Below are 26,492 nucleotides of genomic sequence, written 5' to 3'. Positions count from 1 at the left end.
GGCGCTACTCCATGGTCTCGACCGGCGCGGGCCGGCCGAGGAAGTCGGTGAGCAGGTCCCGCTGGAGGGCGAACATGACCTGCCGCTCCTCGGGCTCGGCGTGGTCGTGCCCCAGCAGGTGCAGGATCCCGTGGGTGGTGAGCAGGCACAGCTCGTCCGCGACGGAGTGACCGCCGGCCTCCGCCTGCCGGCGGGCGACCGGGGGGCACAGCACGATGTCGCCCAGGGTGCCCTCCGCGGGCTCCTCCGGGGTCCCCGGGCGCATCTCGTCCATGGGGAAGGAGAGCACGTCCGTGGGGCCGGGCAGGTCCATCCACTCGACGTGCAGGCGGGCCATCTCGTCCTCGTCGACCACCGCGATGGACAGCTCCGCGTCGGGGTGGACGTGCAGGCGCTCCAGGACGTGGTCCGCGAGCCGGCCCAGCAGCTCGACGTCGACCGCCTCCCAGGCCGCGCGTTCCCCGGCGGGGACGTCCTGCGGGTCGACCTGCAGGTCGAACTCGACGGCCATCAGGCCTCCGTCCCGTCCGTGTGCGGGGCCGCCGGCGCGGCGTCACGGGCGGCCCGGGCGTCGTCCTTGCGCCGGCGCCGTTCGTTGCGGTGCCGGTTGGTCGTGTCGAAGGCGTCGTAGGCGCTGACGATCCGGCCCACCAGCTCGTGGCGCACCACGTCCTCCGCGGTCATCTCCGTGAACGCGACGTCGGGGACGCCGCTGAGCACGTGCTGGACCTGGCGCAGGCCAGAGGACGCGCTGCCCGGCAGGTCCACCTGGGTGACGTCCCCGGTGACGACCATCTTGGAGCCGAAGCCGAGCCGGGTGAGGAACATCTTCATCTGCTCGGGCGTGGTGTTCTGCGCCTCGTCGAGGATGATGAACGCGTCGTTGAGGGTGCGGCCGCGCATGTAGGCCAGAGGGGCGACCTCGATGGTGCCCGCCTCCAGGAGGCGGGGGATCGAGTCCGGGTCCATCATGTCGTGCAGCGCGTCGTAGAGCGGTCGCAGGTACGGGTCGATCTTCTCGCTGAGCGTCCCGGGCAGGAAGCCCAGCCGCTCCCCCGCCTCCACGGCGGGGCGCGTGAGGATGATCCGGGACACCTCCTTGGCCTGCAGCGCCTGGACGGCCTTGGCCATGGCCAGGTAGGTCTTGCCGGTGCCGGCGGGACCGATGCCGAAGACCACGGTGTGCTCGTCGATGGCGTCCACGTAGGTCTTCTGGTGCAGCGTCTTGGGGCGGATCTTGCGGCCGCGGCCGGAGAGGATGTTCTGGGTCAGGGCGCCGCTGGGGCGGGCGGTGAGGTCCCTGCCGATCAGCTCGAGCAGCTGGGTGATGACCTGGGGGGTGACCGCGGTCTCGCGGCCGGCCAGGACCTTCAGCTCGTCGAAGAGGGTGGCGACGATCTGCACGGGCCCGCTGGGGCCCTCGATGCCGAGCTCGAGTCCGCGCGGGCTGGTCGTGAGGCCGGGGAACGCCGTCTCCACCTGGCGCAGGGTGTCGTCCCCGGAGCCGAGGCACCGGACCATCGTCTCGCGGTCGGGGAAGGTGATGACGGTGCGGGCCGTCAGGGGGTGCGTGGTGCCGGGCAGCGTCTCAGTCATGGGTCCGGCCGCGCGGGCCGTGCTCTCGCTCTCTCGTGGGTCGCCGTGGTAGGGACGGCGGACGGGACTCGTCCTCCCCCAGGGTACCGCGCGGCTCCGGCACCGGAGGTCGCCGGCCGCACATTGCGATTTGGTATCGGTCACGCCCGCCGGGGCTCCTCGGCTGGGGGCGTCCACGGGCCCTGTGCTGGAATGGTCCGGTCCTCCGGCAGGGGGACGGGTGCGGCCTCCCCCGGTGCCGGCACCGCCCCCCTCCCGATCCCGGAAAGCCGAGGTGCGCGTCCCCCCATGGCCACTGCCCGTTCCCGGCCCCGGTCCGCCCGCGGCCGGCTCCCCGTGCTCGCCCTGTCCGCCGTGGGCGTCCTGGTCCTCGGCGCGTGCGGCACCGGCCCGGGGCCCGCCCTCGAAGGCACGGTCAGCGCGTCGGGCGCCGCGCCGACCTCCTCCACCACGGCGAGCACCGCGGACGGCCGGGTGGCCACCACGAAGCTGCCCGTCTACTGGGTGGGCCGTGCGGACGGCGAGGAGCGGCTGTTCCGCGAGTTCCGGGACGCCTCCGAGGCGGCCGCGGCCGTGGACCCCATCGCGGCGGCGGCGGCGCTGATGACCGGGGCGACCCCGGAGGACCCGGACTACCGGACGCTGTGGTCCCCGGTGGACCGGGTGGGCGCCTCGACGTCCCCGGGCGGGACCATCACCGTGGACCTGCCGTCCGAGGCCTTCCGCCCGGAGCTGGACGACCGCGAGGTCCGGCTGGCCCTCCAGCAGCTCGCGCACACGGTGACCGCCACGGCGGCCACGGCGGGCCTGCTGCCGGAGGGCTCCGCGGCCGAGGTCGTGGTGCTCGTGGACGGCCGGCCCGACGAGGAGGTCTTCGGGTCCGTGCGCCTCGACGGCCCCCTCCGCCCCGACGAGGCGCTGGAGGCACCGCTCTGGCTCGACGAGCCCCGGCAGGACGAACGGTCCGAGGGGACCCTCGTCCTCTCGGGACGGGCGCTGGACGAGGTGCGGGACTGCCGGTGGACCGTGGCCGGACCGGATGGGGAGCGCGTCTCGAGCGGCGCGGCGGACGAGGTCCCGCGGGGCGACGGGACCGCCGGGTTCCGGGCCGAGCTCGAGCTGGAGCCGGGCCCCTACGTGGTGACGGTCGTCGGCCGGGACGCCGAGGGCGGGACCGTGCGCGACGACAAGGACGTGGAGGTCGTCCCCGGCTGAACCGGCCGCCCGGGACTCAGAGGGTCCCGGACGCCCAGCGGCCGAGCGCGGCGCTGAGCACCGCCAGCGCGGCCGGTCCGGCGGTGGAGCTGCGCAGCACCTCCGGGCCGAGCCGGACCGCGAGGGCCCCCGCCCCGGCCAGGACCTCGAGCTCCGCCGGTGCGACGCCCCCCTCGGGGCCCACCACCAGGACGATCCGCTCGGCGCCCGCCCACGGGGCACCGGCGGTGCCGGCGGTGCCGACGGCGCCGGCCAGGTCGGCGAGGGAGTCGTGCGCCTCCTCGTGCAGGACGAGGCCGCGGGTCCCCGGCTCCCCGAGCAGGCGGGCGAGCTCGCGGGTGGTGGACAGGGGCAGCACCTCGGGCCAGGCGGCCCGCCGCGACTGCTTGGCGGCCGCCGCGACGGTGTGCACCCACTTCTCGTGGCTCTTGGCGGCGCGCTCCTTCTTCCACCGCACGATCGAGCGGTCGGCCTGCCAGGGCACCACGGCGTCGACGCCCAGCTCGGTGGCCGTCTCCACGGCCAGCAGGTCCCGGTCGCCCTTCGCGAGGGCCTGGGCGAGGACCAGCCGGGGCGTGCGGGCGGGCTCGGTGGTCACCGAGACCACGCCGACCTCCATGCTGTCCCGGTCCCCCGCGCGCAGCTCCCCGGTGGTCCGGGTCCCCGCGCCGTCGACGAGCTCGAGCCGCTCACCGGGCGCGAGCCGGCGCACGGTGACGGCGTGCCGGGCCTCCGGGCCGGTGACGGTGAGCGCCGCTCCGGGGCCGAGACCGGCGAGCCGGCCCGGCTCGACCTTGAAGACCGGCAGGCTCACAGGTCGGAGAACCGGTCCTTGAGCCGGGAGAAGAAGCCGCCGGAGCCGGCCGGGGAGTTCAGGGTGGTGCCGGTGGACTGGTCCTCGCCGCGCAGCCGGGACAGCTGCTCGAGCAGCTCGCGCTGCTCGTCGTCGAGCGCCGTGGGGGTCTCGACCTCGAGGTGGACGAACAGCTCGCCCCGGCCGCCGCCGCGCAGCCGGGTGGCCCCGAGCTCGTGCAGGGTCACGGTGTGGCCGGTCTGCGTGCCGGGGCCGACGGGCACCTCGCGCTCGCCGTCGAAGGTCTCGAGGGTCACGGTGGTGCCGAGGGCCGCGGAGGTCATGGGCACCCGGACGCGGGCGTGCAGGTCGTCGCCCTGGCGCTCGAACGTGGGGTCGGGATCGACCTTGAGCTCGACGTAGAGGTCGCCGTTCGGCCCGCCGGCGGTGCCGGCCTCGCCCTGCCCCGAGAGGCGGATCCGGTTGCCGGTCGAGACGCCGGCGGGGATCTTGACGGTCAGCGGGCGGCGGTCGCGCACGCGGCCCTCGCCGTAGCACTCGTGGCACGGGTGCTTGATGACGGTGCCGAAGCCCTGGCAGGTGGCGCACGGCGCCGCCGTGACCACGGTGCCGAGGATCGACTGGACCTGGCGCTGCACCTGGCCGGATCCGTGGCAGACGTCGCAGGTCTCGGGCTGGGTGCCCGCCTGGCAGCAGGTGCCGTCGCAGGTGGGGCAGACCACGGCGGTGTCCACGGTGATCTTCTTCTCCGTGCCGAAGACCGCGTCCCGGAGGGTGACCCGGACGTTGATCAGGGCGTCCTGGCCCTGGCGGGTGCGGGACGCGGGTCCGCGCCGGCCGGAGCCGGCGCCGCCGGCTCCCTGGAAGAAGGTGTCGAAGATGTCGGCGAAGCCGAACCCCGTGCCGGGGAAGCCCCCGCCGAAGCCGGTGTCGGTGCCGTTCTCGTTGCCGGTCGCGTCGTAGACGCGCCGCTTCTCGGGGTCGGAGAGGACGTCGTTGGCGTGGGAGAGGCGCTTGAAGTCCTCGGCGGCCTCCGGGCCGGGGTTGACGTCGGGGTGCAGCCGGCGGGCCTTCTTGCGGTAGGCCTTCTTGATCTCTTCCTGGCTGGCGTCCCGGGACACGCCCAGGGTCTCGTAGTGATCGCTCACCGTGGTCCGTTCTGTCGAGAGGTCTGTGGTGGGTTTCGCTGGTGGGCCCCGGGGGACGGGGCCCGCGGGGGCTCAGCCCCCGAGGATACGGGAGAGGTAGCGGGCGACGGCGCGCACGGCGGCCATCGTGGACGGGTAGTCCATGCGCATCGGGCCCACGACCCCCACCTTGGACTGCGGCCCGTAGCCGGTGGCGACGACGGCGGCCTCGGACAGGGGGCCCTCGGCGTTCTCCGTGCCGATCCGCACGGCCACCCCGCGGGCGTCCTGCTCCATCTCGGAGAGCAGCCGGAGCATCACCACCTGCTCCTCGAGGGCCTCGAGGACCGGGCCGATGCTCAGGTGGAAGTCCCCGGTGGAGCGGGCGAGGTTGGCGGTGCCGGCCATGACCATGCGGTGCTCGGCCCCGCCCGCCGCGAGGGCGCCGACGGCCTCCCCCACGGCGGCGGCGGCCGGCTGCAGCGGCGGGGCGGTGCTCGCGGTCATCGCCGCGAGGGCGTCCGGCACCGCGGTCAGGGAGCGCCCGACCACGGCGGCCAGCACCCGGGCGCGCAGCTCGAGCAGCTGGGACTCCTCGAGCGGCGCCCGCAGCACGGCGACGCGCTGCGCCACCCGGCCGTTGGTCGGGATGAGCACCACCAGCACCCGGCCGGCGCCGAGGTCGACGACCTCGACGTGGCGCACGGTGACCCCGGAGGCGTGCGGGTACTGCACGACCGCGACCTGCTGGGTGAGCTGCGCGAGCAGCCGCACGGTGCGCTCCATGACGTCGTCGATGTCCGCGGCGTCGTCCAGCAGCCGCTGGATGGCCCGCCGTTCCGGACCCGAGAGCGGCTTGACGGCCGCGATCTGGTCGACGAACGTGCGGTAGCCCTTGTCCGTGGGGATCCGGCCCGAGCTCGTGTGGGGGGCCGTGATCAGGCCCTCCTCCTCGAGCGCGGCCATGTCGTTGCGCACGGTGGCCGAGGAGACGCCGAGCCGGTGCCGGTCCACGAGGGCCTTGGAGCCGACCGGCTCGCGGAAGTGCACGTAGTCCTCCACGATGGCCTGCAGGATCTGCAGTCGTCTCGGATGGTTCACGTCGCTCCTCCCCGGTTCGTCCACGCCCCCGAAGATGCCCTGGCACTCGGGTGGCCACAGTGCCAACGGCGTCCAGTGTAGCCCCCGTGTCCGACGGCCGGTCGCCCCCGCGGTTTGGTACGCTTCCGGCTGATCCGCGCCGGACGCGCGGCACCGCGACCCGGGAGGACGACCATGAGCCACCACGGCTGGGGGCCGCGCAGCCTCGACGACGACGCCCTCGCCCGCCGCCGGCCGGTCTCCGCGGAGGTCCCGGTCGCCCCGGGGATGCTCCTGGAGGACGTCACGACCGGCTGGGTCGGCGCGGTCGTGTCCCTGGAGACCATCGGCGGGATGCGCGTGCTGGGGCTCGAGGACCGGAGGGGGCGGGTCAAGGCGTTCCCCCTGGGACCGGGGTTCCTGCTCGAGGGCGAGCCCGTGGTCGTTGTCGAGCCCCGCCGGGCCCCCGCGGCGCGCAAGCGCTCCCGCACGCGCTCGGGCTCCGTGGCCGTCGAGGGGCTGCGCGCGAGCACCGCGAAGGCCTCCCGGGTGTGGGTCGAGGGCTACCACGACGCCGAGCTGGTGGCCAAGGTGTGGGGCCACGACCTGGCGGTCGAGGGCATCGTCGTGGAGCCCCTGCACGGCATCGACGACCTGCCCGCCGCCGTGCGGGAGTTCGGGCCGGGCCCCGGGCGACGGCTCGGCATCCTCGTCGACCACCTCGTGGCCGGCTCCAAGGAGTCGAGGATCGCCGCGGAGACCATGCGCCTGCCCGGCGCCGCGGGCAACGTCCTGGTGCTGGGCCACCCCTACGTCGACATCTGGCAGGCGGTCAGGCCGCGCACCCTCGGCATCGACGCCTGGCCCGTGGTCCCGCGCGGCACGGACTGGAAGACCGGCACCGCCGCCGCCCTCGGGTGGCCGCACCGCACCCCCGGCGACCTCGGCCGGGCCTGGCAGCACATCCTGTCCCGCGTGGACAGCTACGCCGACCTCGAGCCGTCCCTGCTGGGCCGGGTCGAGGAGCTCATCGACTTCCTCACCGCCCCCGGCGCCTGACCCGCCGCCCCCGCGCACGGGCAACGCCCAGCAGATCGTCACAAAGGCACACGTGCGCGGGGCCGATCCTCCGCCCTCCGGGCCGGTCGGTAGGATGGTCGTGTCCCACCCACCCTCCGCGGCCCCGCCGCGGTCCCACCGCCGAAGGACATCCGTGCCCGTGCAGACCGACCCCCGATCGAGCCGCGACAACGCCGGGGCCCCGTTCGAGGGCCTCTCCCCCGTGGCCCAGCCGCTGACCGTCACCGAGGACCACCAGTGGGCGACCCTGGCGCACTTCGGTGGCGTCATCGGCTTCCTCCCCTCGTTCCTCGTCCACCGCGTCTTCCGCGGGCGCGGCCCGTTCACGGAGCAGGAGTCGATGGAGGCCATGAACTTCACGCTGCTGCCGACCCTCGTGGTGGTCACCGGGATCCTGCTCGCCCCGGTGCCGTTCATCGGCTGGTTCTTCGCGCTCGCCGCCGCCGCCGCGTGGCTGCTGCTCGCCGTCGGCTCCCTCATCGGCGGGGTCCGGGTCAACCGCGGCGAACCGCACCTCTACCGCTTCAACACCCGGCTCTACGACCGGCTCGTCGAGCGCCTCCGCGAGCGGTCCCGGGGGCGCGCCGCGCGCGGCTGACCCCGGCCCGCGCCGGGGGTGTCCCTGACGGACGCATCCGTTCCCGACGGGTGCGTCCGTTCCTCGTGCGGGCGCCCCGGCCGGGGTGCCCCCGTCAGGCGAGCAGCCGCCGCACCACGGCGTCGCCGAGGAGCCGGCCCCGCAGGGTCAGCACCAGCGAGCCGCGCAGCGCCGCCGCGGGCTCCACCAGCCCGTCGGCGATCAGCCCGGCCACCGCGGTCCGCCCGCCGCCGGCCAGAGCGGTCGTGGGCAGGCCGTCGCGGATCCTGGCCTCCAGCATCACCCGCTCGAGGTGGCGGGTGTCCGCGTCGAGGATCTCGCGCCCGGCCGCCGGCGACTGCCGGGCGCGCACCCGGTTCGTGTAGGGCACGGGGTGCTTGAGGTTCCACCAGCGCGTCCCGCCCACGTGCGAGTGCGCCCCGGGGCCGATCCCCCACCAGTCCTGGTTGCGCCAGTAGGCGAGGTTGTGCCGGCTGCGGTGGGCGCCGGCGTCCGCGCCCTCGGCGGGCCGGGCCCAGTTGCTCACCTCGTACCACTCGAAGCCGGCCTCGGCGAGGACCCGGTCCGCGAGCTCGTACTTGTCGGCCTGGTCGTCCTCGTCGATCGACGGGACCTCCCCGCGCCGCATCCGCGCCGCGAGCTTCGTGCCGTCCTCGATGATCAGCGAGTACGCGGAGACGTGGTCGGGCTCGTAGCCCACCGCCGTGCGCACCGAGTGCTCCCAGTCGGCCAGGGACTCCCCCGGGGTGCCGTAGATGAGGTCCACGCTGACGCCCAGGCCGGCCTCGCGCGCCCACCGCACGGCCCGCGGCACGTTGTCGGGGTCGTGCGTGCGGTCCAGGACGGCGAGCACGTGCGGGACGGCCGACTGCATCCCGAAGGACACCCGGGTCACCCCCGCCGCCGCGAGCACCGCGAGGGACTCGGGCGTCACGGAGTCCGGGTTGGCCTCGGTGGTCACCTCCGCGTCCGCCGCGAGCCCGAAGCTCTCCGCGGCCTGCGCCAGGACCGCGGCGAGGTCCTCGGCGGGCAGCAGCGTGGGAGTGCCGCCGCCGAAGAACACGCTGTGCAGCGGGCGGGGGGCCACCCCGGAGTCCTCCAGCACCCGGCGCGCCCAGCGGACCTCCGCCGCGGCGTCCCCGGCGTAGGCGTCCTGGGACACCCCCGCCCCGAGCTCCACGGCCGTGTAGGTGTTGAAGTCGCAGTAGCCGCACCGAACCGCGCAGAACGGCACGTGCACGTAGAGGCTGAGCGTGCGGTCGGCGGAGCCCACCGCGGCGGAGGGCGGCAGCAGTCCGTCGAGCGGGCCGGGCAGGCCCTCCGGCTGGGCGGGGGCCACTACTTCTTCTTGTCCTTCGCCCCGGACTCGTCGGAGGACAGCGCCGCGACGAACGCCTCCTGGGGGACCTCCACCCGGCCGACCATCTTCATCCGCTTCTTGCCCTCCTTCTGCTTCTCGAGCAGCTTGCGCTTGCGCGAGATGTCGCCGCCGTAGCACTTGGAGAGCACGTCCTTGCGGATCGCCCGGATGTTCTCGCGGGCGATCACCCGGGAGCCGATGGCCGCCTGGATGGGCACCTCGAACTGCTGCCGCGGGATGAGCTCGCGCAGCTTGCCGGTCATCATCACCCCGTAGGCGTATGCCTTGTCCCGGTGGGTGATCGCGCTGAAGGCGTCCACCGGCTCGCCCTGCAGGAGGATGTCGACCTTCACGAGGTCCGCGGCCTCCTCGCCCTCGGCCTTCCAGTCCAGGGACGCGTAGCCCTTGGTGCGGGACTTGAGCTGGTCGAAGAAGTCGAAGACGATCTCGGCCAGGGGCAGCCGGTAGCGCAGCTCCACCCGGTCCTCGGAGAGGTAGTCCATGCCCTTGAGCTGACCGCGCTTGGACTGGCACAGCTCCATGATCGCGCCGATGAACTCGGACGGGGCCAGCACCGTCGCGGCCACCATGGGCTCGCGGATCTCGGCGATCTTGCCCTCGGGGAACTCGGAGGGGTTCGTGACCGCGCGCTCGGAGCGGTCCTCGAGGGTGACGTTGTAGCTCACGGAGGGCGCCGTGGAGATCAGGTCCAGGTTGAACTCGCGCTCGAGGCGCTCCCGGACGATCTCGAGGTGGAGCAGGCCCAGGAACCCGCACCGGAAGCCGAAGCCCAGGGCCGCGGAGTTCTCGGGCTCGTAGACCAGGGCGGCGTCGTTGAGCTGGAGCTTGTCCAGGGCGTCGCGCAGGACCGGGTAGTCGGAGCCGTCGATGGGGAACAGCCCCGAGAAGACCATCGGCTTGGGGTCCTCGTAGCCGCCCAGGTTCTCGGCCGCCGGCCGCTGGTGGTTGGTCACGGTGTCCCCCACCCGGGACTGGCGCACGTCCTTGACCCCGGTGATGAGGTAGCCCACCTCGCCCACGCCGAGCCCCTCCGTGGGCTTCGGCTCGGGCGAGATGACCCCGATCTCCAGCAGCTCGTGCTGCGCGCCGGTGGACATCATCCGGATCCGCTCCCGCGGGGTCAGCTTGCCGTCGACCACGCGGATGTAGGTGACCACGCCGCGGTAGGTGTCGTAGACGGAGTCGAAGATCATGGCCCGCGAGGGCGCGTCCGCGTCCCCCTGCGGGGCGGGGACCAGCTCCACGATCCGGTCGAGCAGCGCCTCGACGCCCTCACCGGTCTTCCCGGAGACCCGCAGCACGTCCTCGGGGTCCACGCCGATGAGGTTGCCGAGCTCCTGGGCGTACTTCTCCGGCTGGGCCGCGGGCAGGTCGATCTTGTTCAGCACCGGGATGATCGTGAGGTCGTTCTCCATGGCCAGGTACAGGTTCGCCAGGGTCTGCGCCTCGATGCCCTGCGCGGCGTCCACCAGCAGCAGCGCGCCCTCGCAGGCGGCCAGGGAGCGGGAGACCTCGTAGGTGAAGTCCACGTGCCCCGGGGTGTCGATCATGTTCAGCGCGTAGTCCGTGCCCCCCACGTTCCAGGGCATCCGCACCGCCTGGGACTTGATGGTGATCCCGCGCTCGCGCTCGATGTCCATCCGGTCCAGGTACTGGGCCTTCATCTCCCGCGTGGTGACCACGCCGGTGGCCTGCAGCATCCGGTCCGCGAGCGTGGACTTCCCGTGGTCGATGTGGGCGATGATGCAGAAGTTTCGGAGGATCGACGGGTCGGTCGAGGCGGGAACCGGGGCATTGACGGCCAGCGGTGACACGGGCGGTCCTTTCTCCGGGAGAACGTCGCTTCCGGCAGGTCCTGGGGCTACCGGCGGGTGGACCGCGCCGGGGATTCAACTGTCCAGTTTCCCACGTTCGGTCATGGAGAGCCATTTCGGCCCGCGGGGGCCCCGACGGCGCCGGAGGGCCCCTGGCTAGAGTGGTGGCATGAAGCTCAACCTCGGCACGCTGACCCGGCTCGCCGCCCGCGCCGTGGACGCCTACCAGCGCTCTGGGCGGCGCCGCCCGGAGCCCTCCCGGCAGGGCCGGCGCACCGCCTCGCCGTCCGCGCGGCCCCGGCCCACCGTGCCGTCCCGGGCCGGCGACAACCGCCCCGCGGGGCTCTCGCGCCCCTACCCCGGGGACTGGACGGGTCCGGTGCGGCCCGTCTACCGGCCGCTGTCCGATGGCGAGGCCGACCCCGGCGAGATCGTGTGGACCTGGGTGCCCTTCGAGGAGGACCACCGCCGCGGCAAGGACCGGCCCGTGCTGGTCGTGGACCGGGCCGGGGACCACCTGCTGTGCCTGATGCTCACCTCCCGGGACCGCAGCAATGGGCTGGAGCAGGACCCGGACTACGTGGACGTCGGGACGGGGTCGTGGGACCCGCGGGGCCGGCCGTCCGAGGTCAAGCTCGACCGCGTGGTCCAGGTGCTGCCCGCCGACGTCCGGCGGGAGGGCGCGGTCCTGCCCGAGCCCCTCTTCGACCGGGTGGCCGGGCGGCTCCACCGCCTGCGCGACTGAGCGGGCGGCCCGTGTCGGCGCCGCCCGGCGGCGGGGCGCGGTCTGCTAGACTTTTCTGCTGTGTGTCCGCGCTGGTCGTCGGGCACTGCAGGACGGTCGCCACACGGGCGTCCCCACTCCCACTCAGTCACATGGCTGTCCTGTTTGCCCTCACTGACCGAATTCCGCACCCATCGCCAAGGAGTTATACGTGGCCAACATCAAGTCCCAGAAGAAGCGCAACCTCACCAACGAGAAGTCGCGCCTGCGCAACAACGCGTACAAGTCCGAGCTGAAGACGCTGGTCCGCCGCGTCGACGAGGCCGTCGGCGCCTCCGACAAGGAGACCGCCCAGGACGCCCTGCGCGTCGTCTCCCGCAAGCTCGACAAGGCCGTCAGCAAGGGCGTCCTGCACAAGAACAACGCGGCCAACAAGAAGTCCGGTCTGGCCAAGCTGGTCGCCAAGATCTGATCCCGGTTCCCCGCGAACCGCGCCCGCCGCTCCGGCGGGCTGCACGGAGGCCCCGTCCCGCTCAGGGACGGGGCCTCCGTCGTCCCCCGGGCCCGTCAGGCCCGGGGACCGCCGCTCAGCGGCGGCCGGACAGGGCGATGGTCGTGATCGCCCGCTCCACCGCGTAGGCGGGGTCCCGCCCCTCGCCCTTGACCTGGGCGTCGGCCTCGGCCAGCGCCCGCAGCGCCCGCACGAGGTCCTCCTCGGAGAAGCGCCGGGACTCCTCCTGCGCCCGCTCCACCATCCACGGGGCCGCCCCGATCCGCTGGGCGAGCTGACCCGCGCCGCCGCGGGTCCCGTGCACCTGGGCGATCGTGCGCAGCTTCGCGGCCAGCGCCCCGACCATCGGGACGGGGTCCACCCCGGTGTCGAGGGCCTGGCGCCACAGCTTGAGGGCGCTCTCGGCGCGTCCGGCCAGCGCGGCGTCCGCGACCTTGAACGCGGTGGCCTCCACGCGCCCGCCGTAGTACTTCTCCACGTCGTCGAAGCTGATGCTCTCGGGCCCGTCGGACAGCAGCTGGGCGCACGCGGCGGCCAGCTCGGCCGTGCTGCTGCCCACGGCGGCGGCCAGCGCGCGGGCGGCGTCGGGGTCGATGCGGCGCCGGTGGGTGCGGAACTCGGTGACGATGAAGTCGGTCTTGTCGCGGTCGTTCTTGAGGGGCTTGCACTCCACGACGGCGGCGCCGGCGGCCTTGAGGGCGTCGAGGAGCTTCTTGCCGCGGTTGCCGCCGCTGTGCTCCCAGAGCACGACGACGTCCGGGTCGGGGGCCTGGACGTAGGCGAGGCCGTCGGCGAGGCAGTCGTCGTTCATGGCGGCGAGATTGCTGACGTGGATGAGCTTCGCGTCGTCGAACAGGGAGGGGCTGGCGAGCGCGGCGAGCTGTCCGGGGGCGTAGGCGGCGGCGTCGACGGTGGAGAGCTCGACGGGGCCGCGCCGGTCCTTGAGGGCGGTGCGGACGCGGTCGCGGGCGCGGGCGGCGAGGTAGTCCTCGGGGCCGGTGAGCAGGATCAGCGGGGTGGGCTCGACGTCGCGCCAGGTGGGTCCGGCGGTGGGTGCGGGGCGCCTCGGTGGGGTCATGGCCGCGTCCTCCTGTGGTGGCGGCCGGACGGGGCCGCCTGCTGGGTGGGGTGGTCTCCAGCTTCCCACGTCCGGGCGACATGTGGTGGCGCGGTCCCGGGTGGTGGGGTCATGATCGTGGCATGCGGAGGGGTCGCGGGGAACGGGTGGCCGGGCGGGTGCTGACGGGGGCCGCCGTCGTGTTCCTGGTGGCGTGGGCGTGGCCCATCCTCGATCCGGGGCTGGATCCGCGGCTCGTGCTGGCGTGCCGGGTGGTCCTGGGCGCGGTGTGGGCGCTGTTCGTCGCGGACTACGTGGTGCGCCTGGTGCGGGCCGGGGACCGGCGGGAGTTCGTCTCCCGTCATCTGCTGGACCTGCTGGTGCTGGTCTTCCCGGTGCTCCGGCAGCTGGAGCTGGTGCGGCTGGTCGCCCTGGTGCTCGTCGTCAACCGGCGGGCCTCGGCGGACCTGCGGGGGCGGGTGGCCGTGCACCTGGCCGGCGGGGCGCTGCTGCTGGGCGTGGTCGGGTCGCTGGCCGTGCTGGACGCCGAGCGGGGCGCTCCCGGGGCGGGCATCACGAGCTTCGGGGACGCCGCCTGGTGGACGGTCACGACGATGAGCACGGTGGGCTACGGGGACCTGTACCCGGTCACCGTGCTGGGCCGGGGTGTGGCGGTGCTCCTGATGCTGGGCGGTGTGGGGGTGCTGGGTCTGGTCACGGCTCTGCTGGCCTCCTGGCTGGTGGAGGCGGTGGCCGTCCGCGGGGGCCGTGACCTGTCCGCGGAGGTCGCGGCGCTGCGGGCGCAGGTGGCGGAGCTGACCGAGCAGCTGCGCCGGCGGGAGGAGCGCGGGCCGGGTCCCCCGGACCGGGGGGCGGGGGGCGAGGACCCGCCGGGACCCGGGACGGTGGTCCGGGGGCCGGCGGACTAAGGCTCGGCGGGGACGGCACGGAGCCGGTCGCCCTCGCGCAGGATATAGGCGCTGCCGTGCTCGTCCGTGCGCACGAGAGGGATCCCCCGGGTGCGCAGGTGGTCGAGGATCCGAGGGTGGGGGTGGCCGTAGTCGTTGTCCCGGCCGGCGGAGACGACGGCCAGCCGGGGAGCGGCCGCGTCGATGACGGCGGTGCCGCCGTTGCGCGCGCCGTGGTGGGAGACCTTGAGCACGTCGACGTCGACGAGCGGCCCGGCGGTGCGCAGGAGGGCGCGTGCGCCCTCCTCCTCGAGGTCCCCGGTGAGCAGCCAGGAGGTGGACCGGCCGTCCTCGCCGGTGAGCTCGGCGCGCAGCACGAGGGAGGCGTTGTTCTCGTCGGCGGAGGACGGGTCGCTCCAGCGCCCCGGTGCGGTCGGTGCCGGGGCGAGGACGGTCAGGCGCAGTCCGCCCAGCGTCCGGGTCTCCCCCGGGGCCGGTCGGCGGGCCGGGGTGCCGGGCAGGGCGTCGGTCAGCTCCTCCGGCGGTGCCGCGGCCGCCGTGGCGTACCAGACCTCGCCGATCCGCCCGTGCCGGGCGAGGGCGGGCAGGCCTCCGGTGTGGTCGGCGTGGGCGTGGCTGAGGACCACGAGGTCCAGGTGCTCCACCCCGCTGCGCCGCAGGCACCGTGCCAGGGCCTGCGGGTCGGGACCGGTGTCCACGAGGACGGCACGGCCCGGCGCGGTGCGCAGCAGGACGGCGTCCCCCTGGCCCACGTCGCACAGCACGGCCTCCCAGGCCGGCGGCGGACGTCGGGCGTCCACGGCGGCGCGGAGGGCCAGCGCCGCGAGGACGAGCAGCACGGCCGCGGCGGCCGCGATCCGCCGCCGCCGGCGCCGGCGGGACCGCTCCCGCCAGTGCTCCTCCGGGACGGGGACCGGCGCGGGTCCCTCGTGCAGGGTCCCGGACGTCGGCCGGGGGCGCCGGCGGCGCACGTCGAGGGCGTGCACGGCGAGCAGGAGCGCCGCGCTCGCCAGGGTCATCAGCAGCACGCCCGGCAGGCCCTGGGGCCACGGGGCCAGTGCCCCGGGGGCCCCGGCCAGCGCCCGGGCGGTGCCGGCGACGAGGCGCGCCCCCAGTGCGCCGGCGCCCAGGGGCAGCACGGCCGCCGGGGCGCCCGCCCCGTCGGGCAGGTTCAGCAGCAGCAGTCCCGCCAGGCCGCAGACGGTCACCACCGGCACCAGCGGTGCGGCGAGGACGTTGGCCGGCAGCGAGTACACGGGCACGGCGGGCTGGAGGAGCACGAGCACCGGGGCGCACCACAGCTGGGCGGCCGCGGGGATCGCGACCGCCACGGCGAGCACCTCCGGGACCCGGGTACCCAGCCACCGGGTCAGGGGCCGCCCGCTCACCACGATCCCCGCGGTGGCCAGCACCGAGAGGACGAAGCCGTACTCGGCGGCGAGCGCCGGCCGGACGACGACGAGGGCGATCACGGCGCCCGCAAGAGTGGCCAGGGAGACGGCGGTGCGCCCCGTGAGGAGGCTGAGGGCGGCGAGTCCGCCCATCACGGCGGCGCGCAGCACGGACGGGTCGGGACCGACGAGGAGCACGAACGCCGCCAGGGCGCCGAGGCCGGTGGCCAGGCAGGTGCGCCGCCCCGCGCCGAGGGACAGCGCGGCGTGCCCGGCCAGGGCCGTGACGAGGGCGCAGTTGGCGCCGGAGACGGCCGTCAGGTGGGTCAGTCCGGTGTCCCGCATGGCCTGGTCGAGCTCCGGGCTGATCCCGGAGCGCTCGCCGAACGTCATCCCGGGCAGCAGCCCCGCGGCGTCGGGGCCCAGTCCTGCGGTGCCGGCCACGAAGCGCTCCCGGACCTGCTCCCGCCGGCCGGGCTCCCGTGCCGGGAGGTCCGCCGGCGGGGCGGCGGCGCGCAGCACCGGGGGTCCGGGGGACGGGGGCCCGGCGGTGAGCACGGCGGTGATCCGCTGCCCCGGGACCAGCCCGGCCCAGGCGGGCCCGTCCGCGAAGACCGTGACGTCGACGTCGGCGGGTCCGCCGCGGCCCTCGTGGGTGACCTGTTCGAGGCGCAGCCCCAGGACCACGCCGGTGCGGTCCTCGTCCTCGTGGCCGGTCCCGGGGGCGGGCGCCGTCCACCGCCGGGGCGGCTCGGCCACCTCCGCCGTGACGGCCACCGTCCCGCTTGCGGCGAGCGCCGCCCCGAGCGGGCCGTGGGCGGTCTCGCGCTGGGCGGCCGTGGTGCTCAACAGCACGGCCGTGACGGCGAGGGCGCTCAGGGCCACGGCCGACCACGGCAGGGCCCGCCACAGCCCGAAGGCGCGGGGCCGCCCGGGCGGGGGCTCCTCCCGCCGGAGGGCGCGGGCCGCGACGAGGACCAGGGCGGCGCCGAGCACCAGCGCCGCCAGGTAGAGCGCCCCGGCGGCCGCGACCCGTGCCGGGGGCAGGTGCGCGGCGAGCAGACCGGTGAGCCACGCGCCCAGCGCGGCGGGGACGAGCCGCAGGTCCCACGTGCGGCCCGGCGCGCGGGCGTCGCGGTGCTCCTGGTGCTCCAGGGCCCCGGCCCACCACTCGGCGGGGCGCCTCACACGCTCACCAGCGGGCCGAGCGACTCCATCAGGGCGGGGCCGATCCCCGGCACGGCGTCGAGGTCGGCGACGGCGGCGAATCCGCCGTGCTGCTGCCGGAACTCCACGATCCGTCCGGCCAGCACGGGCCCGACCCGCGGGAGGGTCTCGAGCTCGGCCGCGGTGGCCGTGTTGAGGTTCAGCGTCCCGCCCGGGGCGGCGCCCTCCGGTGCCCCGGGCCCGGGCGGTGCACCCGGGACCCCGGGCGGCGCCGCCGCTCCCGGCGCCGCTGCGGCTCCGGGCCCCGGATCTCCGGGAGCAGGGGGTGCGGTCTCGGTGTCCGGGACGAGCACCTGCTGGCCGTCCGTGACGGGGGCGGCCAGGTTCACGGACTCCGTCACGGCGGCATCGGTGAGGCCTCCGGCGGCCTCGACCGCGTCGACGACCCGGGCCCCCGCCTCGAGGGACACGACGCCGGGGCGGGCCACCTCCCCGGTCACGTGCACGTGCAGCGTCGAACCCGCCGCGGGCGGCTGGGCCGCGGCGGACCCCGGCGGGCCCGTCCCGGGTCCGGTCGCCGTGCCCGCACCGGCCACGGCACCGTCCCCGGCCCCTCGCCCGGTGTCGCCCCCGCCGTGCCGGCCGGGGTCCTGGCCGGGGTCGCCGTCCAGCTCCGCCTCGGCGAGGACGGGCCGCCCGGCGGTCTCCGGGACCTCCCCGCCGTCCCTCCCGGGCCCCAGCACCGTCCAGCTCAGCCAGGCGAGCGCGGCCAGGGCGATCAGCAGCAGCGAGGCCGGGACCCGGGTCCGGGCGGCGACCGGCCGGCGGTGGGCGGGAGCGGCCCCCGGTGCCCCGTCCTGGGGCGACGTCGCCCGGCCGGGGCCGGTGGCCTCGCCCCGGGCCTCGGCCAGCAGCGACGCCAGCCGTTCGGCGGGCGGCAGGGCACCAGGCGGCGGGGCAGCGGGCGCGGGAGCACTGCCGGGCCCGGTCCCGGTGGCCGCCGGGACGGGCGCGGAAGGCACGGGCGGGACGACGGGCGCGGGCGGGGTGGGGTTCGCTCGCCGTCGGGCGCGCGGCACGGTACCGGTCATGGCCCCAGCCCACCCCGGCCGGCCGGTCCCGCGCGCCGGACGGGGCCCCGCTGGGGACGCGCGCAGTCCCGGAGGAGGCCTGTGGAGCCCGGACACCGGCCCGAACACCGGCCCGGCCCCCGGTCCGGGCACCGGCTCCCAGGTGCGGGGCGGGGGCCGGGGGCGGCGGGGCGGCGTCGTCGTGCTCCCGTGCGGGAGCGGCGGCTCAGGCCACGATGTTGACGAGCTTGGGCGCGCGCACGATCACCTTGCGGATCTCGGCGTCGCCCAGCTGGCGGCGGATCGTCTCCGAGCCCAGGGCGAGCTCGCGCAGGGCGTCCTCGCCGATGTCGGCGGGCACCTCGAGCCGGTCCCGGACCTTGCCCTTGATCTGCACCACGGCGGTGACGGTGTCGTCCACCAGCAGCTCCGGGTCGACCGCGGGCCAGCCGGCGACGACGACGGAGCCCTCGTGGCCCAGCGCGTGCCACATGTCCTCGGCCGTGTACGGGGCGACCAGCGACAGCAGGACCGCGACCGCCTCGACGGCCTCGCGCACGGCGGGGTCGGCGGGCCCGCAGCCGGAGTCGATGGCCTTGCGGACCACGTTCACCAGCTCCATGGTCTTGGCGATCACCACGTTGAACTTCGCGGCGTCGAGCAGCTGGGCGGCGTCGTCGACGGCCCGGTGGGTGGCCCGGCGCACGGACAGGTCCCCGTCGGCCGGGTCGGCCCCGGGGTCGCCGGTCACGTCCTGGGCCAGGCGCCAGGCCCGGGCCAGGAACTTCTGGGAGCCCTGCGGGGAGACGTCGGCCCAGTCCACGTCGTCCTCCGGCGGGGAGGCGAAGACCATGGTCAGGCGCACGGCGTCCACGCCGAACCGGTCGAGCTGCTCGCCCAGGTCCACGCCGTTGCCCAGGGACTTGGACATCGCCCGGCCCCCGTTGAGCACCTGGCCCTGGTTCAGCAGCGCCTTGAACGGCTCGGTGAAGTCCACGAGCCCCAGGTCGAAGAGCACCTTGGTGAAGAACCGGGAGTAGAGCAGGTGCAGGATCGCGTGCTCCACGCCGCCCACGTACTGGTCCACGGGCAGCCACTTGCGGGTCTGCTCGAGGTCGAATGCCGCGGTCTCGTCGTTCGGGGAGGCGAAGCGCAGGTAGTACCAGGAGGAGTCCACGAAGGTGTCCATGGTGTCGGTGTCGCGCAGGGCGGGGCCGTCGCAGGAGGGGCAGTTCACGTGCACCCAGGACTCGGCCGCCGCGAGGGGGGACCGGCCCTTGGGCGCGAGCTGCTCGCCGCGCAGGTCGTCGGGCAGCCGCACCGGCAGCTGCTCCTCGGGCACCGGCACCTCGCCGCAGGCCCCGCAGTGCACGATCGGGATGGGCGCCCCCCAGAAGCGCTGGCGGGACAGCAGCCAGTCGCGCAGCCGGAAGTTGACCTGGCGGTTGCCCGTCCCGGCGGCCTCGACCAGGCCGATGGCGCGCTCGATGGCCTCGGTCTTCTCCAGCCCGGAGAGCTCGCCCGAGTTGATGAGGGTGCCCTCGCCCGTGGTGGCGGTCCCGGTGACGGCGGGGTCCTCCTCGCCGGTGTCGAGCACCGCGCGCACGGGCAGGTCGAAGGTGCGGGCGAAGTCGAGGTCGCGCTGGTCGTGGGCGGGCACGGCCATGATCGCGCCGGTGCCGTAGTCGGCGAGCACGTAGTCCGCGGCCCACACGGGCAGCTTCTCGCCGTTGAGCGGGTTGACGGCGTGGCGGCCCAGGAACACCCCGGTCTTCTGCCGGTCGGTGGCCTGGCGCTCGATGTCGGACAGCGCCTTGACCTGCTCCCGGTAGGCGGCCAGCTCCGCCGCGTGCTCCGGGGCGACGATCTGCCCGGCCAGCTCCGCGTCCGCGGCGACCACGAAGAACGTGGCGCCGTAGAGGGTGTCGGGGCGGGTCGTGAACACGGTGACCTCGCGGTCCGTGCCGCCCTCGCCGGCGCCCTCGATGGCGAAGCGCACGTGGGCTCCCTCGGAGCGCCCGATCCAGTTGCGCTGCATGGCCAGCACCCGCTCGGGCCAGTGGCCCTCGAGCGCGGCCATGTCCTCCAGCAGCCGGTCGGCGTAGTCGGTGATCTTGAAGTACCACTGGTTCAGGGCCTTCTTCGTCACCGGGGTGTGGCAGCGCTCGCACGCCCCGTTGACGACCTGCTCGTTGGCCAGCACCGTCTGGTCCTTGGGGCACCAGTTGACCGGCGAGTTCTTCCGGTACGCCAGGCCCTTGCGGTGGAACTGCAGGAACAGCCACTGCGTCCACCGGTAGTACTCGGGGTCGGAGGTGTGGATCTCCCGGGACCAGTCCGCGCTGATCGCGTAGCGCTGGAAGGAGGCCTTCTGCGTTTCGATGTTGGCGTAGGTCCACTCCGCCGGGTGGGCGTCGCGCTTGATCGCCGCGTTCTCCGCCGGCAGCCCGAAGGAGTCCCAGCCGATCGGGTGCAGCACGTCGTAGCCGCGCTGGCGCCAGTACCGGGCCACCACGTCCCCCATCGCGAAGGCCTCCGCGTGCCCCATGTGCAGGTCGCCCGAGGGGTAGGGGAACATGTCCAGGACGTAGCGGCGCTCCCGCGAGCCGTCGTCGACGGGCGCGTAGACCTGCTGCTCCGCCCAGAACGACGGCCACGCCGCCTCGATGGCACGGAAATCGTACCCGGTGGTCTCGGTCGTGTGCTGCTGTTCGGTCACGGTCCTCGCCTTCGCGGTCGTGGACCGCCGCCGGCCCCGGAACGGGCGGCGCGCGGTCGCGTGTGCGGCACCCGGGCATCACGGATGCCCGGCGGTGCGCCGACGGTGGTGGAATCCGTCCCATCCTAGCCCAGCGCCGCCCGGCCCCCCGGCCCGCAGGGGCTAGCATCGACAGCGGGCCGGGACGCACCGGGCGCCTGCCGGGCCCGCAGGGAGGAACCATGGCGGCAGCGGCCGGCGCACGGCACGGCACGGCGGACGGCGGCGGGCCCACCGGCACGGGCCGCGACGCCGACGTGCCGGACAGCGCGGTGCAGAACCCCTGGGCCGAGCGGCGCAGCATGGTCCTGGACGGGCACAAGGTGCGCTACTGGTTCTACGACGTCGACCGGGCCCCCAAGCCCCTGCTCGTGCTGGTCCACGGCTTCCGCGGCGACCACCACGGCCTGCAGCTGATCGCCGACCGGCTCCGCGAGCGCTACCACGTGGTCGTCCCCGACCTGCCCGGCTTCGGCCGCTCCGAGCCCTTCCCCGACCGGCCCCACGACATCGCCGGGTACGCGGAGTTCCTGCGCGGTTTCGTGGAGACCCTCACCGACGGCGCGGTGCACGACGGCGCCCCGCACGGGGTCGCCGTGCTGGGCCATTCCTTCGGCTCGGTGGTCGCCGCGCACTTCGCCGCCGCCCACCCGGCGATGGTCGAGCGGCTGGTGCTCGTCAACCCGATCTGCGAGCCCGCGCTGGAGGGCGAGCAGGCGCTGCTGAGCCGTCTGACGGTGGGCTACTACCGGCTGGGCCGGGCCCTGCCCCGGCGGCTGGGCCGGCGGCTGCTCTCCAGCTGGCTCGTCACGGACGCGATGAGCGGGGTGATGACCAAGTCGCAGGACCCCCGGGTGCGCGGCTACGTGCGCCACCAGCACCGCGCCTACTTCTCGTCCTTCGCGGACCGGGACGTGCTGCTGGAGGCCTACGAGGCCTCCGTCTCGCACACCGTCGCGGAGGTCGCGATGCAGCTGAGCATGCCGACCCTGCTGGTCGTGGGCGCGCAGGACGAGCTGGGCTCGCTCGCCGCGCAGCGGACCATGGCCTCCTGGATCCCCCGGCACCGCTTCGAGGTCCTCGACGGCGTGGGCCACCTCATCCACTACGAAGCCCCCGGGCGCACCGCCGAGCTGGTCCACGACTTCCTCTCCTCCCCCGCCCCCGAGCCGGCCCCCGGCCCGCCCCCCGGACCGGACGGCGGGCCGCCCGCGCTGCACACGCAGGCGCCTCCCGCCGACGCCCCCGCCCCCGACACCGCCCCGTTCACCGGTCTGCAGCGCATCGTGCGCCGCGGGCACCGGGCCCGCAGGGACCAGCCCGGAGGACGCCGCCGGTGAGACTGCTCCTGGACGCCCGCTACACCCGTCTCGACCGCCACGACGGGATCAGCCGCTACGGGGCGAGCCTGGCCGAGGCCGTGGCCGGTCTCGCGAGCGCGACCCCCGGCCTGGACGTGGCCCTGCTCGTCAGCGACCCCCGCCAGCTCGCTCTGCTGCCGGGGCTCCCCCACGTCACCGGTCCCTCCCCCGTGTCGGCCGCCGAGGCCGCCACGGCGCTGGTGCTCAACCGGTACGCGCCCGACGTCGTGTTCTCCCCCATGCAGACCATGGGCTCCGCGGGCCGCCGGCACGGGCTGATCCTCACCCTGCACGACCTCATCTACTACGACCACCCCCAGCCGCCCGGGGACCTGCCCGCCGCCGTGCGCGCGGGCTGGCGGCTCTACCACCGGGCCTGGTGGCCCCAGCGGGTCCTGCTGGACCGCGCCGACGCCGTGGTGACCGTCTCGGACACCACCCGCGAGCTGATCGCCGCCCACCGGCTCACCCGCCGCCCCGTGCACGTGGTGCCCAACGCCCCCCAGCCCGGTTCCGTGCTCCCCACCGGGCAGGCCCTGGCGCGGCTGCCCCGGCGCGGCCGGAAGCTGCTCTACATGGGCTCCTTCCTGCCGTACAAGAACGTGGAGACCCTGCTGCGCGCGGCCGGCCGGCTCCCGGACCACGAGCTGCACCTGCTCTCCCGGATCTCCCCCGCCCGCCGCGCCCAGCTGGAGGCCCTCGTCCCGGACGGGGCGCGGGTCGTCTTCCACGACGGGGTGGACGAGACCGAGTACGCCGCCCTGCTCGCCGAGGCGGCCGCCCTGGTGCACGCGTCCCGGGCCGAGGGCTACGGGCTGCCGCTCGTGGAGGCGCTCGCGGCGGGCACGCCCGTGGTGTGCAGCGACCTGCCGATCTTCCGGGAGGTCGCCGGGGGCGCCGCCGGCTACGCCGCGCCCGGCGACGACGCGGGGTTCGCCGCCGCCGTGCGCGCGCTCGAGGACCCGGGCCGGGCCCGCGCCCGGGTGCTGGCCGGGCTCGAGCGGGCCCGGGCCTACTCGTGGGATGACTCGGCGCGCGAGCTGCTGGCGGTCGCCCGCGGCGTCCACGAGTCCCGCATCCGGCGCCGCCGCGCCTAGGGCACCGACCAGGTGTGCACCGGCTCGTTGTCGTCCATGTGCTCGGCGTAGGCCTCCAGCATCCGGCGCAGGGCGGTGGGCCGGTCCGCGCCGTGGCGCTCGAAGTGCTCGACCGCCCGGGTCTGCCACACCGCGCCGTTGACCCCCGAGACGCAGCGGCCCTCGATGATCCCCAGGTAGCGCTCGCGCACCTCCGGGGCCACCCCCCACTCCTCGAGGCCCTGGTGGGCCAGCGGGAGGAGGTGGCGCAGGACGAGCTCGTCGGCGCTGACCTCCCCGAAGCCGGGCCAGTACAGCCGGGCGTCGATGCCGTCACGGGCGGCGCGGGTGAAGTTCTCTGCGCAGGCCGGGAAGCTCATCCGGGTCCACACCGGCCGCTCCTGCCGGGCCAGCACGCGCGCGGCCCCGTAGTAGAACGCGGCGTTGGCCATCACGTCGGTGATCGTCGGGCCCGCGGGCAGCACCCGGTTCTCCACCCGCAGGTGCGGCCGGCCGCCCACGACGTCGTAGATCGGCCGGTTCCAGCGGTAGACCGTCCCGTTGTGCAGCCGCAGCTCCGAGAGGTCCGGGGCGATCCCGGCCCGCAGCTTCGCGGCCGGGTCCTCCTCGGAGCTCTCGGCCAGCAGCGCCGGGAACCAGCGGACGTTCTCCTCGAACAGGTCGAAGATCGAGGTGATCCACCGCTCGCCGAAGAACACCCGGGGGCGCACCCCCTGGTTCTTCAGCTCCACCGGGCGGGTGTCCGTGGCCTGGGTGAACAGCGCGATCCGGGTCTCGGCGTGCAGCCGCCGGCCGTAGAAGAACGGGCTGTTCGCGCCGAGGGCGATCTGCGGGGCGGACAGCGCCTGGGCGGCGTTCCAGTGCGCCGCGAACTGGGCGGGGGCGACCTGCAGGTGCAGCTGGACGCTGGTGCACGCCGACTCGGGGGCGATCGAGTCGCACCAGGTGTCGACCCGCTCGCCGGTGGGCCCCTCGATCTCGAGGCGGATGTCCTCCCCGCGCGCCACGAAGATGGAGTCGTTGAGCGCCGTGTAGCGGTTGTTGTCGCTGATCCACTCCTGCTCGTAGTGCTCGGGCCGCAGGGTGGGCAGGATGCCGATCGTCACGATCCGCGAGCCGACCCCACGGGCCGCGGCGTCCGCGGCGTTGAGCGAGGCGCGCAGGTCCTCCTCGAGCTCCAGGGCGGCCCGTCCGGGCAGCGGGCGGGGAGGCACGTTGAGCTCGATGTTGTACCGCGCCAGCTCGGTCTGGTACCCCGGGTCGGCGATTGCGGCGAGCACCTCGTCGTTGTGGAAGTGCGGGTCGAAGCTCCCGTCGACGAGGTTGAGCTCGATCTCCAGCCCCGTCATGGGCCGGTCGAACTCGAACGAGGCGCGGGCGAGCATCTGCTCGAACACGTCGAGGTCCTCGCGGACCTTCTCCCGGTAGCGCTGGCGCTGCTCGCGCGTGTAGCTGCGGGAACTGACCTCTTCGCCCACGGTGGCCTCCGACTCCCGGCCGCGGCGCGGCCCCAGGACACCAACCAACCACACCGCGGCCCGTGCGCCAACACCCGGGCGCACCCGCCGCTGCGCCGTCCGCGGGTGCACCCCGGCCGGCGCGGTCCTCAGAGCAGGTCGGTGACGTCGCAGCGCACGTGCACCGGGGCGTGCTTGCGCAGCGCGGAGGCCTTCGACCGGGCGGCCCGCAGCCGGCGGGTGACCTCCCCGGCCACGCCGTAGCCGAAGAACAGCAGCGCCCGGTGCGGGGCCGGCTCCCCCTCAGGCCCGGGCTCGTGGTCCTCCAGGGGCGCGGGCCCGATGACCCGCACGGCAGGCGGCAGCTCGAGGTCGGCCAGGAACGCCGCGACCGCCGCGGCCGGGCCCGTCACGGCCGCCGAGCGCACGGCCGGGGGCAGGCCCAGGGACTGGCGCTCCACCAGCTCGCGCTCGGCGTACCCGGCCGGGTCCCACCGCACGAGCGCGCCCACGGCGGCCTCGTGCTCCGCGGTGACCACCACGATCCCGCCGTCCCGGGCGCGGCGCACCAGCGCGGCGGCGTTGAACCACCGGCGCAGCGTCTGCTCCGCGGCGCGCAGGGCGGGGCGCATCAGCATCCGGTTGCCGTCCAGCAGCAGGGCGGCCGCGTAGCCGCCCTCCGCGACCGGCTCGGCGCCCGGGGTGGCCACGACGAGGGCGGGCGTGCCGGGGACGTCCGCGCGCACCGCGTCGCCCGAGGACGCCACGACGGGCACCTTCGGGAACGCCCGCCCCAGCTCCTCGGCGGTGCGCAGCGCCCCGACGGTGACCAGGCGCATCCGGGGGGACCCGCAGGCGGCGCAGGACCAGGCGTGCGCCGAGCGGCCGCACCAGCCGCACCGGGGCACCCCGCGCCGGGACACCACCCCGAGGGGCCCGTCGCAGGCGGTGCAGCGGGCGGGCTCCCGGCAGCGCTCGCAGGCGAGGTGCGGGGCGTAGCCGGCGCGGGCGACCTGGACCAGGACGGGGCCCCGCTCGAGGGCTTCGCGGGCCGCCCGGTAGGCCGTCTCGGGCAGCCGGGCCCGGGAGGCCAGCGGGTCCCGGGCGGCGTGGAAGGAGTCGGCGGTGGAGACGATGCGCGGGGTGTGGACGCGCAGCACGTCCCGCGCGGGGGCGATCCGGCGGGCCCACCCGGAGACGACGAGCCGCTGCGCCTCGGGGCTGACCGCGTGACCGGCGAACAGCGCCGCGCACCCGCTGCGCCCGGCGCGCAGCAGCAGCACGTCCCGGACGTGCTGGTAGGGGGCGCGCTGCTCCACGAGGTTCTCGTCGCCGTCGTCGAAGCACGCCACGAGGCCGAGGTCGTCCACGGGGGCGTACGCGGCGGAGCGGGTGCCGAGGACCACCCGGACCTGCCCGGTGGCCGCGGCGAGGAACGCCCGGTAGCGGGGCGTGGGCCCGTCCTCGGCGTGCAGGCGCACCAGGTGCTCCCCGCCGATCTCGTCCGCGACCGAGCGCTCGAGCCGCGCCAGCGCCTTCTGGTCCGCGACGACGGCGACCGCCCCGCGCCCGGCCCGCCACGCCGCGCCGATCGCGGCGGCCAGGACGTCCGTCCAGTCGTGGGCGGGATGGGCGGGCAGCACCTCGACGACGGCCCGCGGGGAGGCCCCCGCCGCCAGCTCCGCCAGGAACTGCGCACCGCCGGCGTAGTCCGCCAGCGCGGCGTCGTGGGAGGGACCCGGGGCGTGCGGGGACAGCCCGGTCGAGTGGCCGGGCACCTCAGCCAGCCGCTGCTCGACCTCCTTCTCCACGCGGGCGACGCGGGGCGGGACGGCCACCCGGACGACGTCCGCGGCCGTGCCGGCCGAGCGGGCGGCGACGTCCTCGGCCAGCCGCGCGATCTCCGGGGCGAGCACGGGCAGCGGGGACAGGACCCGGCGCAGGGGCTGGATCCGGTGCATGACCTCGGACTCGCCCGTGCGCTCGAGCACGAAGCCTGTCAGCTCCTGCCCGCCGAAGCCGACCTTGACGCGGGCGCCCGGCACCGCCGCCCCGGCCAGCTCGGCCGGCACGAGGTAGTCGAACGGGCGGTCCAGGTGCGGGACGTGGGTGTCCAGCAGCACCCGGGCCACGGGGTCGTGCTCGGCCGGCAGCACCGCGCCCACGCCCTTCGCGTCCTCGCGCGGGGGCCGGGGCGGGAAGCCCGAGAGGAGCGACATCTGCCGCGGGCCCTCCGCGGCGTCCCCGGCGCCCTCCGGGTCCACG

At 75.5% G+C, this 26,492-nt stretch carries 21 protein-coding genes; 8 read left to right on the top strand and 13 right to left on the bottom strand.

Annotation, left to right across the window (positions count from 1 at the left end):
* Positions 1–4: 4 nt before the first annotated feature.
* Entirely contained in the window at positions 5–511 is a 507-nt protein-coding gene (ybeY, locus tag AC6CH6_RS05045; protein ID WP_133410185.1) for an rRNA maturation RNase YbeY, read from the bottom strand.
* Complete coding sequence (locus AC6CH6_RS05040; protein WP_498254270.1) at positions 511–1,596, bottom strand: PhoH family protein; 1,086 nt, start codon at positions 1,594–1,596, stop codon at positions 511–513. The genes ybeY and AC6CH6_RS05040 overlap by 1 nt, the downstream gene beginning before the upstream one ends.
* 288 nt (positions 1,597–1,884) lie before the next feature.
* Here AC6CH6_RS05040 and AC6CH6_RS05035 point away from each other — a divergent pair, with 288 nt between their 5' ends.
* Positions 1,885–2,811: a GerMN domain-containing protein gene (locus AC6CH6_RS05035; RefSeq protein ID WP_498254269.1), complete on the top strand. Its 927-nt coding sequence runs from the start codon at positions 1,885–1,887 to the stop codon at positions 2,809–2,811.
* A gap of 16 nt (positions 2,812–2,827) precedes the next feature.
* On the opposite strand, the gene AC6CH6_RS05030 is transcribed toward AC6CH6_RS05035, so the two are convergent.
* From AC6CH6_RS05030 to hrcA, 3 genes are all read right to left on the bottom strand, one after another.
* The gene (locus AC6CH6_RS05030; RefSeq protein WP_498254268.1) at positions 2,828–3,625 is read right to left on the bottom strand and encodes a 16S rRNA (uracil(1498)-N(3))-methyltransferase; all 798 of its coding nucleotides are present in this window, start codon (positions 3,623–3,625) and stop codon (positions 2,828–2,830) included.
* Positions 3,622–4,773 (bottom strand): molecular chaperone DnaJ, encoded by a 1,152-nt coding sequence (gene dnaJ / locus AC6CH6_RS05025; protein ID WP_035928454.1) that lies wholly within the window; start codon positions 4,771–4,773, stop codon positions 3,622–3,624. Before dnaJ ends, AC6CH6_RS05030 begins: the two co-directional genes overlap by 4 nt.
* Before the next feature lie 72 nt (positions 4,774–4,845).
* The gene (hrcA, locus tag AC6CH6_RS05020) at positions 4,846–5,853 is read right to left on the bottom strand and encodes a heat-inducible transcriptional repressor HrcA (RefSeq protein ID WP_133410189.1); all 1,008 of its coding nucleotides are present in this window, start codon (positions 5,851–5,853) and stop codon (positions 4,846–4,848) included.
* 174 nt (positions 5,854–6,027) lie between these two features.
* Between hrcA and AC6CH6_RS05015 the strand changes: the two genes are divergently transcribed.
* Positions 6,028–6,891, top strand: coding sequence for a DUF3097 domain-containing protein (locus AC6CH6_RS05015; protein ID WP_498254267.1), 864 nt, complete (start codon positions 6,028–6,030; stop codon positions 6,889–6,891).
* A gap of 154 nt (positions 6,892–7,045) precedes the next feature.
* A complete protein-coding gene (locus AC6CH6_RS05010; RefSeq protein WP_017833972.1) occupies positions 7,046–7,510 on the top strand; it encodes a DUF4870 domain-containing protein in 465 nt (154 codons plus the stop codon).
* A gap of 94 nt (positions 7,511–7,604) precedes the next feature.
* Here the strand turns inward: AC6CH6_RS05010 and hemW are convergent, their stop codons facing one another.
* Positions 7,605–8,849 (bottom strand): radical SAM family heme chaperone HemW, encoded by a 1,245-nt coding sequence (gene hemW / locus AC6CH6_RS05005; protein ID WP_498254266.1) that lies wholly within the window; start codon positions 8,847–8,849, stop codon positions 7,605–7,607.
* Complete coding sequence (gene lepA / locus AC6CH6_RS05000) at positions 8,849–10,705, bottom strand: translation elongation factor 4 (protein WP_017833970.1); 1,857 nt, start codon at positions 10,703–10,705, stop codon at positions 8,849–8,851. Before lepA ends, hemW begins: the two co-directional genes overlap by 1 nt.
* A gap of 169 nt (positions 10,706–10,874) precedes the next feature.
* Here lepA and AC6CH6_RS04995 point away from each other — a divergent pair, with 169 nt between their 5' ends.
* Positions 10,875–11,450, top strand: a complete 576-nt coding sequence (locus AC6CH6_RS04995) for a type II toxin-antitoxin system PemK/MazF family toxin (protein WP_498254265.1) — start codon at positions 10,875–10,877, stop codon at positions 11,448–11,450.
* Between the two features lie 190 nt (positions 11,451–11,640).
* Positions 11,641–11,901: a 30S ribosomal protein S20 gene (gene rpsT, locus AC6CH6_RS04990; RefSeq protein WP_017833968.1), complete on the top strand. Its 261-nt coding sequence runs from the start codon at positions 11,641–11,643 to the stop codon at positions 11,899–11,901.
* Between the two features lie 115 nt (positions 11,902–12,016).
* On the opposite strand, the gene holA is transcribed toward rpsT, so the two are convergent.
* The gene (gene holA, locus AC6CH6_RS04985; protein ID WP_017833967.1) at positions 12,017–13,018 is read right to left on the bottom strand and encodes a DNA polymerase III subunit delta; all 1,002 of its coding nucleotides are present in this window, start codon (positions 13,016–13,018) and stop codon (positions 12,017–12,019) included.
* Positions 13,019–13,140: 122 nt separating this feature from the next.
* Here holA and AC6CH6_RS04980 point away from each other — a divergent pair, with 122 nt between their 5' ends.
* Positions 13,141–13,926 (top strand): potassium channel family protein, encoded by a 786-nt coding sequence (locus tag AC6CH6_RS04980; protein ID WP_498254264.1) that lies wholly within the window; start codon positions 13,141–13,143, stop codon positions 13,924–13,926.
* On the opposite strand, the gene AC6CH6_RS04975 is transcribed toward AC6CH6_RS04980, so the two are convergent.
* The 3 genes from AC6CH6_RS04975 to leuS all read right to left on the bottom strand — a co-directional run bounded on the left by AC6CH6_RS04975 (position 13,923) and on the right by leuS (position 20,273).
* Positions 13,923–16,505, bottom strand: coding sequence for a ComEC/Rec2 family competence protein (locus AC6CH6_RS04975; protein ID WP_498254263.1), 2,583 nt, complete (start codon positions 16,503–16,505; stop codon positions 13,923–13,925). The two genes, AC6CH6_RS04980 and AC6CH6_RS04975, sit on opposite strands and share 4 nt — an antisense overlap.
* The gene (locus tag AC6CH6_RS04970) at positions 16,502–17,506 is read right to left on the bottom strand and encodes a ComEA family DNA-binding protein (protein ID WP_498254262.1); all 1,005 of its coding nucleotides are present in this window, start codon (positions 17,504–17,506) and stop codon (positions 16,502–16,504) included. The genes AC6CH6_RS04975 and AC6CH6_RS04970 overlap by 4 nt, the downstream gene beginning before the upstream one ends.
* Before the next feature lie 274 nt (positions 17,507–17,780).
* A complete protein-coding gene (gene leuS / locus AC6CH6_RS04965; protein WP_498254261.1) occupies positions 17,781–20,273 on the bottom strand; it encodes a leucine--tRNA ligase in 2,493 nt (830 codons plus the stop codon).
* Positions 20,274–20,494: 221 nt separating this feature from the next.
* Here leuS and AC6CH6_RS04960 point away from each other — a divergent pair, with 221 nt between their 5' ends.
* Together AC6CH6_RS04960 and AC6CH6_RS04955 are read left to right on the top strand one after the other, a co-directional pair.
* The gene (locus AC6CH6_RS04960) at positions 20,495–21,652 is read left to right on the top strand and encodes an alpha/beta fold hydrolase (RefSeq protein WP_498254260.1); all 1,158 of its coding nucleotides are present in this window, start codon (positions 20,495–20,497) and stop codon (positions 21,650–21,652) included.
* Positions 21,649–22,770 (top strand): glycosyltransferase, encoded by a 1,122-nt coding sequence (locus AC6CH6_RS04955; protein WP_498254259.1) that lies wholly within the window; start codon positions 21,649–21,651, stop codon positions 22,768–22,770. The genes AC6CH6_RS04960 and AC6CH6_RS04955 overlap by 4 nt, the downstream gene beginning before the upstream one ends.
* Here the strand turns inward: AC6CH6_RS04955 and AC6CH6_RS04950 are convergent.
* Positions 22,767–24,248, bottom strand: a complete 1,482-nt coding sequence (locus tag AC6CH6_RS04950) for a glutamate-cysteine ligase family protein (RefSeq protein WP_498254258.1) — start codon at positions 24,246–24,248, stop codon at positions 22,767–22,769. The two genes, AC6CH6_RS04955 and AC6CH6_RS04950, sit on opposite strands and share 4 nt — an antisense overlap.
* A gap of 128 nt (positions 24,249–24,376) precedes the next feature.
* Entirely contained in the window at positions 24,377–26,491 is a 2,115-nt protein-coding gene (locus AC6CH6_RS04945) for a primosomal protein N' family DNA-binding protein (RefSeq protein ID WP_498254257.1), read from the bottom strand.
* Position 26,492 lies beyond the last annotated feature (1 nt).

It is taken from the genome of Kocuria sp. GQ42 (assembly GCF_059758435.1).
Note: the sequence above shows the minus strand (reverse complement) of the source record. Positions and strands in the feature narration are given on the sequence as shown.

Excerpts from the sequence above, each read along its gene's own strand:
- AC6CH6_RS05015 (WP_498254267.1), top strand. The coding sequence starts at position 6,028 with ATGAGCCACCACGGCTGGGGGCCGCGCAGCCTCGACGACGACGCCCTC.
- AC6CH6_RS05035 (WP_498254269.1), top strand. The coding sequence starts at position 1,885 with ATGGCCACTGCCCGTTCCCGGCCCCGGTCCGCCCGCGGCCGGCTCCCC.
- AC6CH6_RS04995 (WP_498254265.1), top strand. The coding sequence starts at position 10,875 with ATGAAGCTCAACCTCGGCACGCTGACCCGGCTCGCCGCCCGCGCCGTG.
- AC6CH6_RS05040 (WP_498254270.1), bottom strand. The coding sequence starts at position 1,596 with ATGACTGAGACGCTGCCCGGCACCACGCACCCCCTGACGGCCCGCACC.
- ybeY (WP_133410185.1), bottom strand. The coding sequence starts at position 511 with ATGGCCGTCGAGTTCGACCTGCAGGTCGACCCGCAGGACGTCCCCGCC.
- AC6CH6_RS04980 (WP_498254264.1), top strand. The coding sequence starts at position 13,141 with ATGCGGAGGGGTCGCGGGGAACGGGTGGCCGGGCGGGTGCTGACGGGG.
- holA (WP_017833967.1), bottom strand. The coding sequence starts at position 13,018 with ATGACCCCACCGAGGCGCCCCGCACCCACCGCCGGACCCACCTGGCGC.
- AC6CH6_RS04960 (WP_498254260.1), top strand. The coding sequence starts at position 20,495 with ATGGCGGCAGCGGCCGGCGCACGGCACGGCACGGCGGACGGCGGCGGG.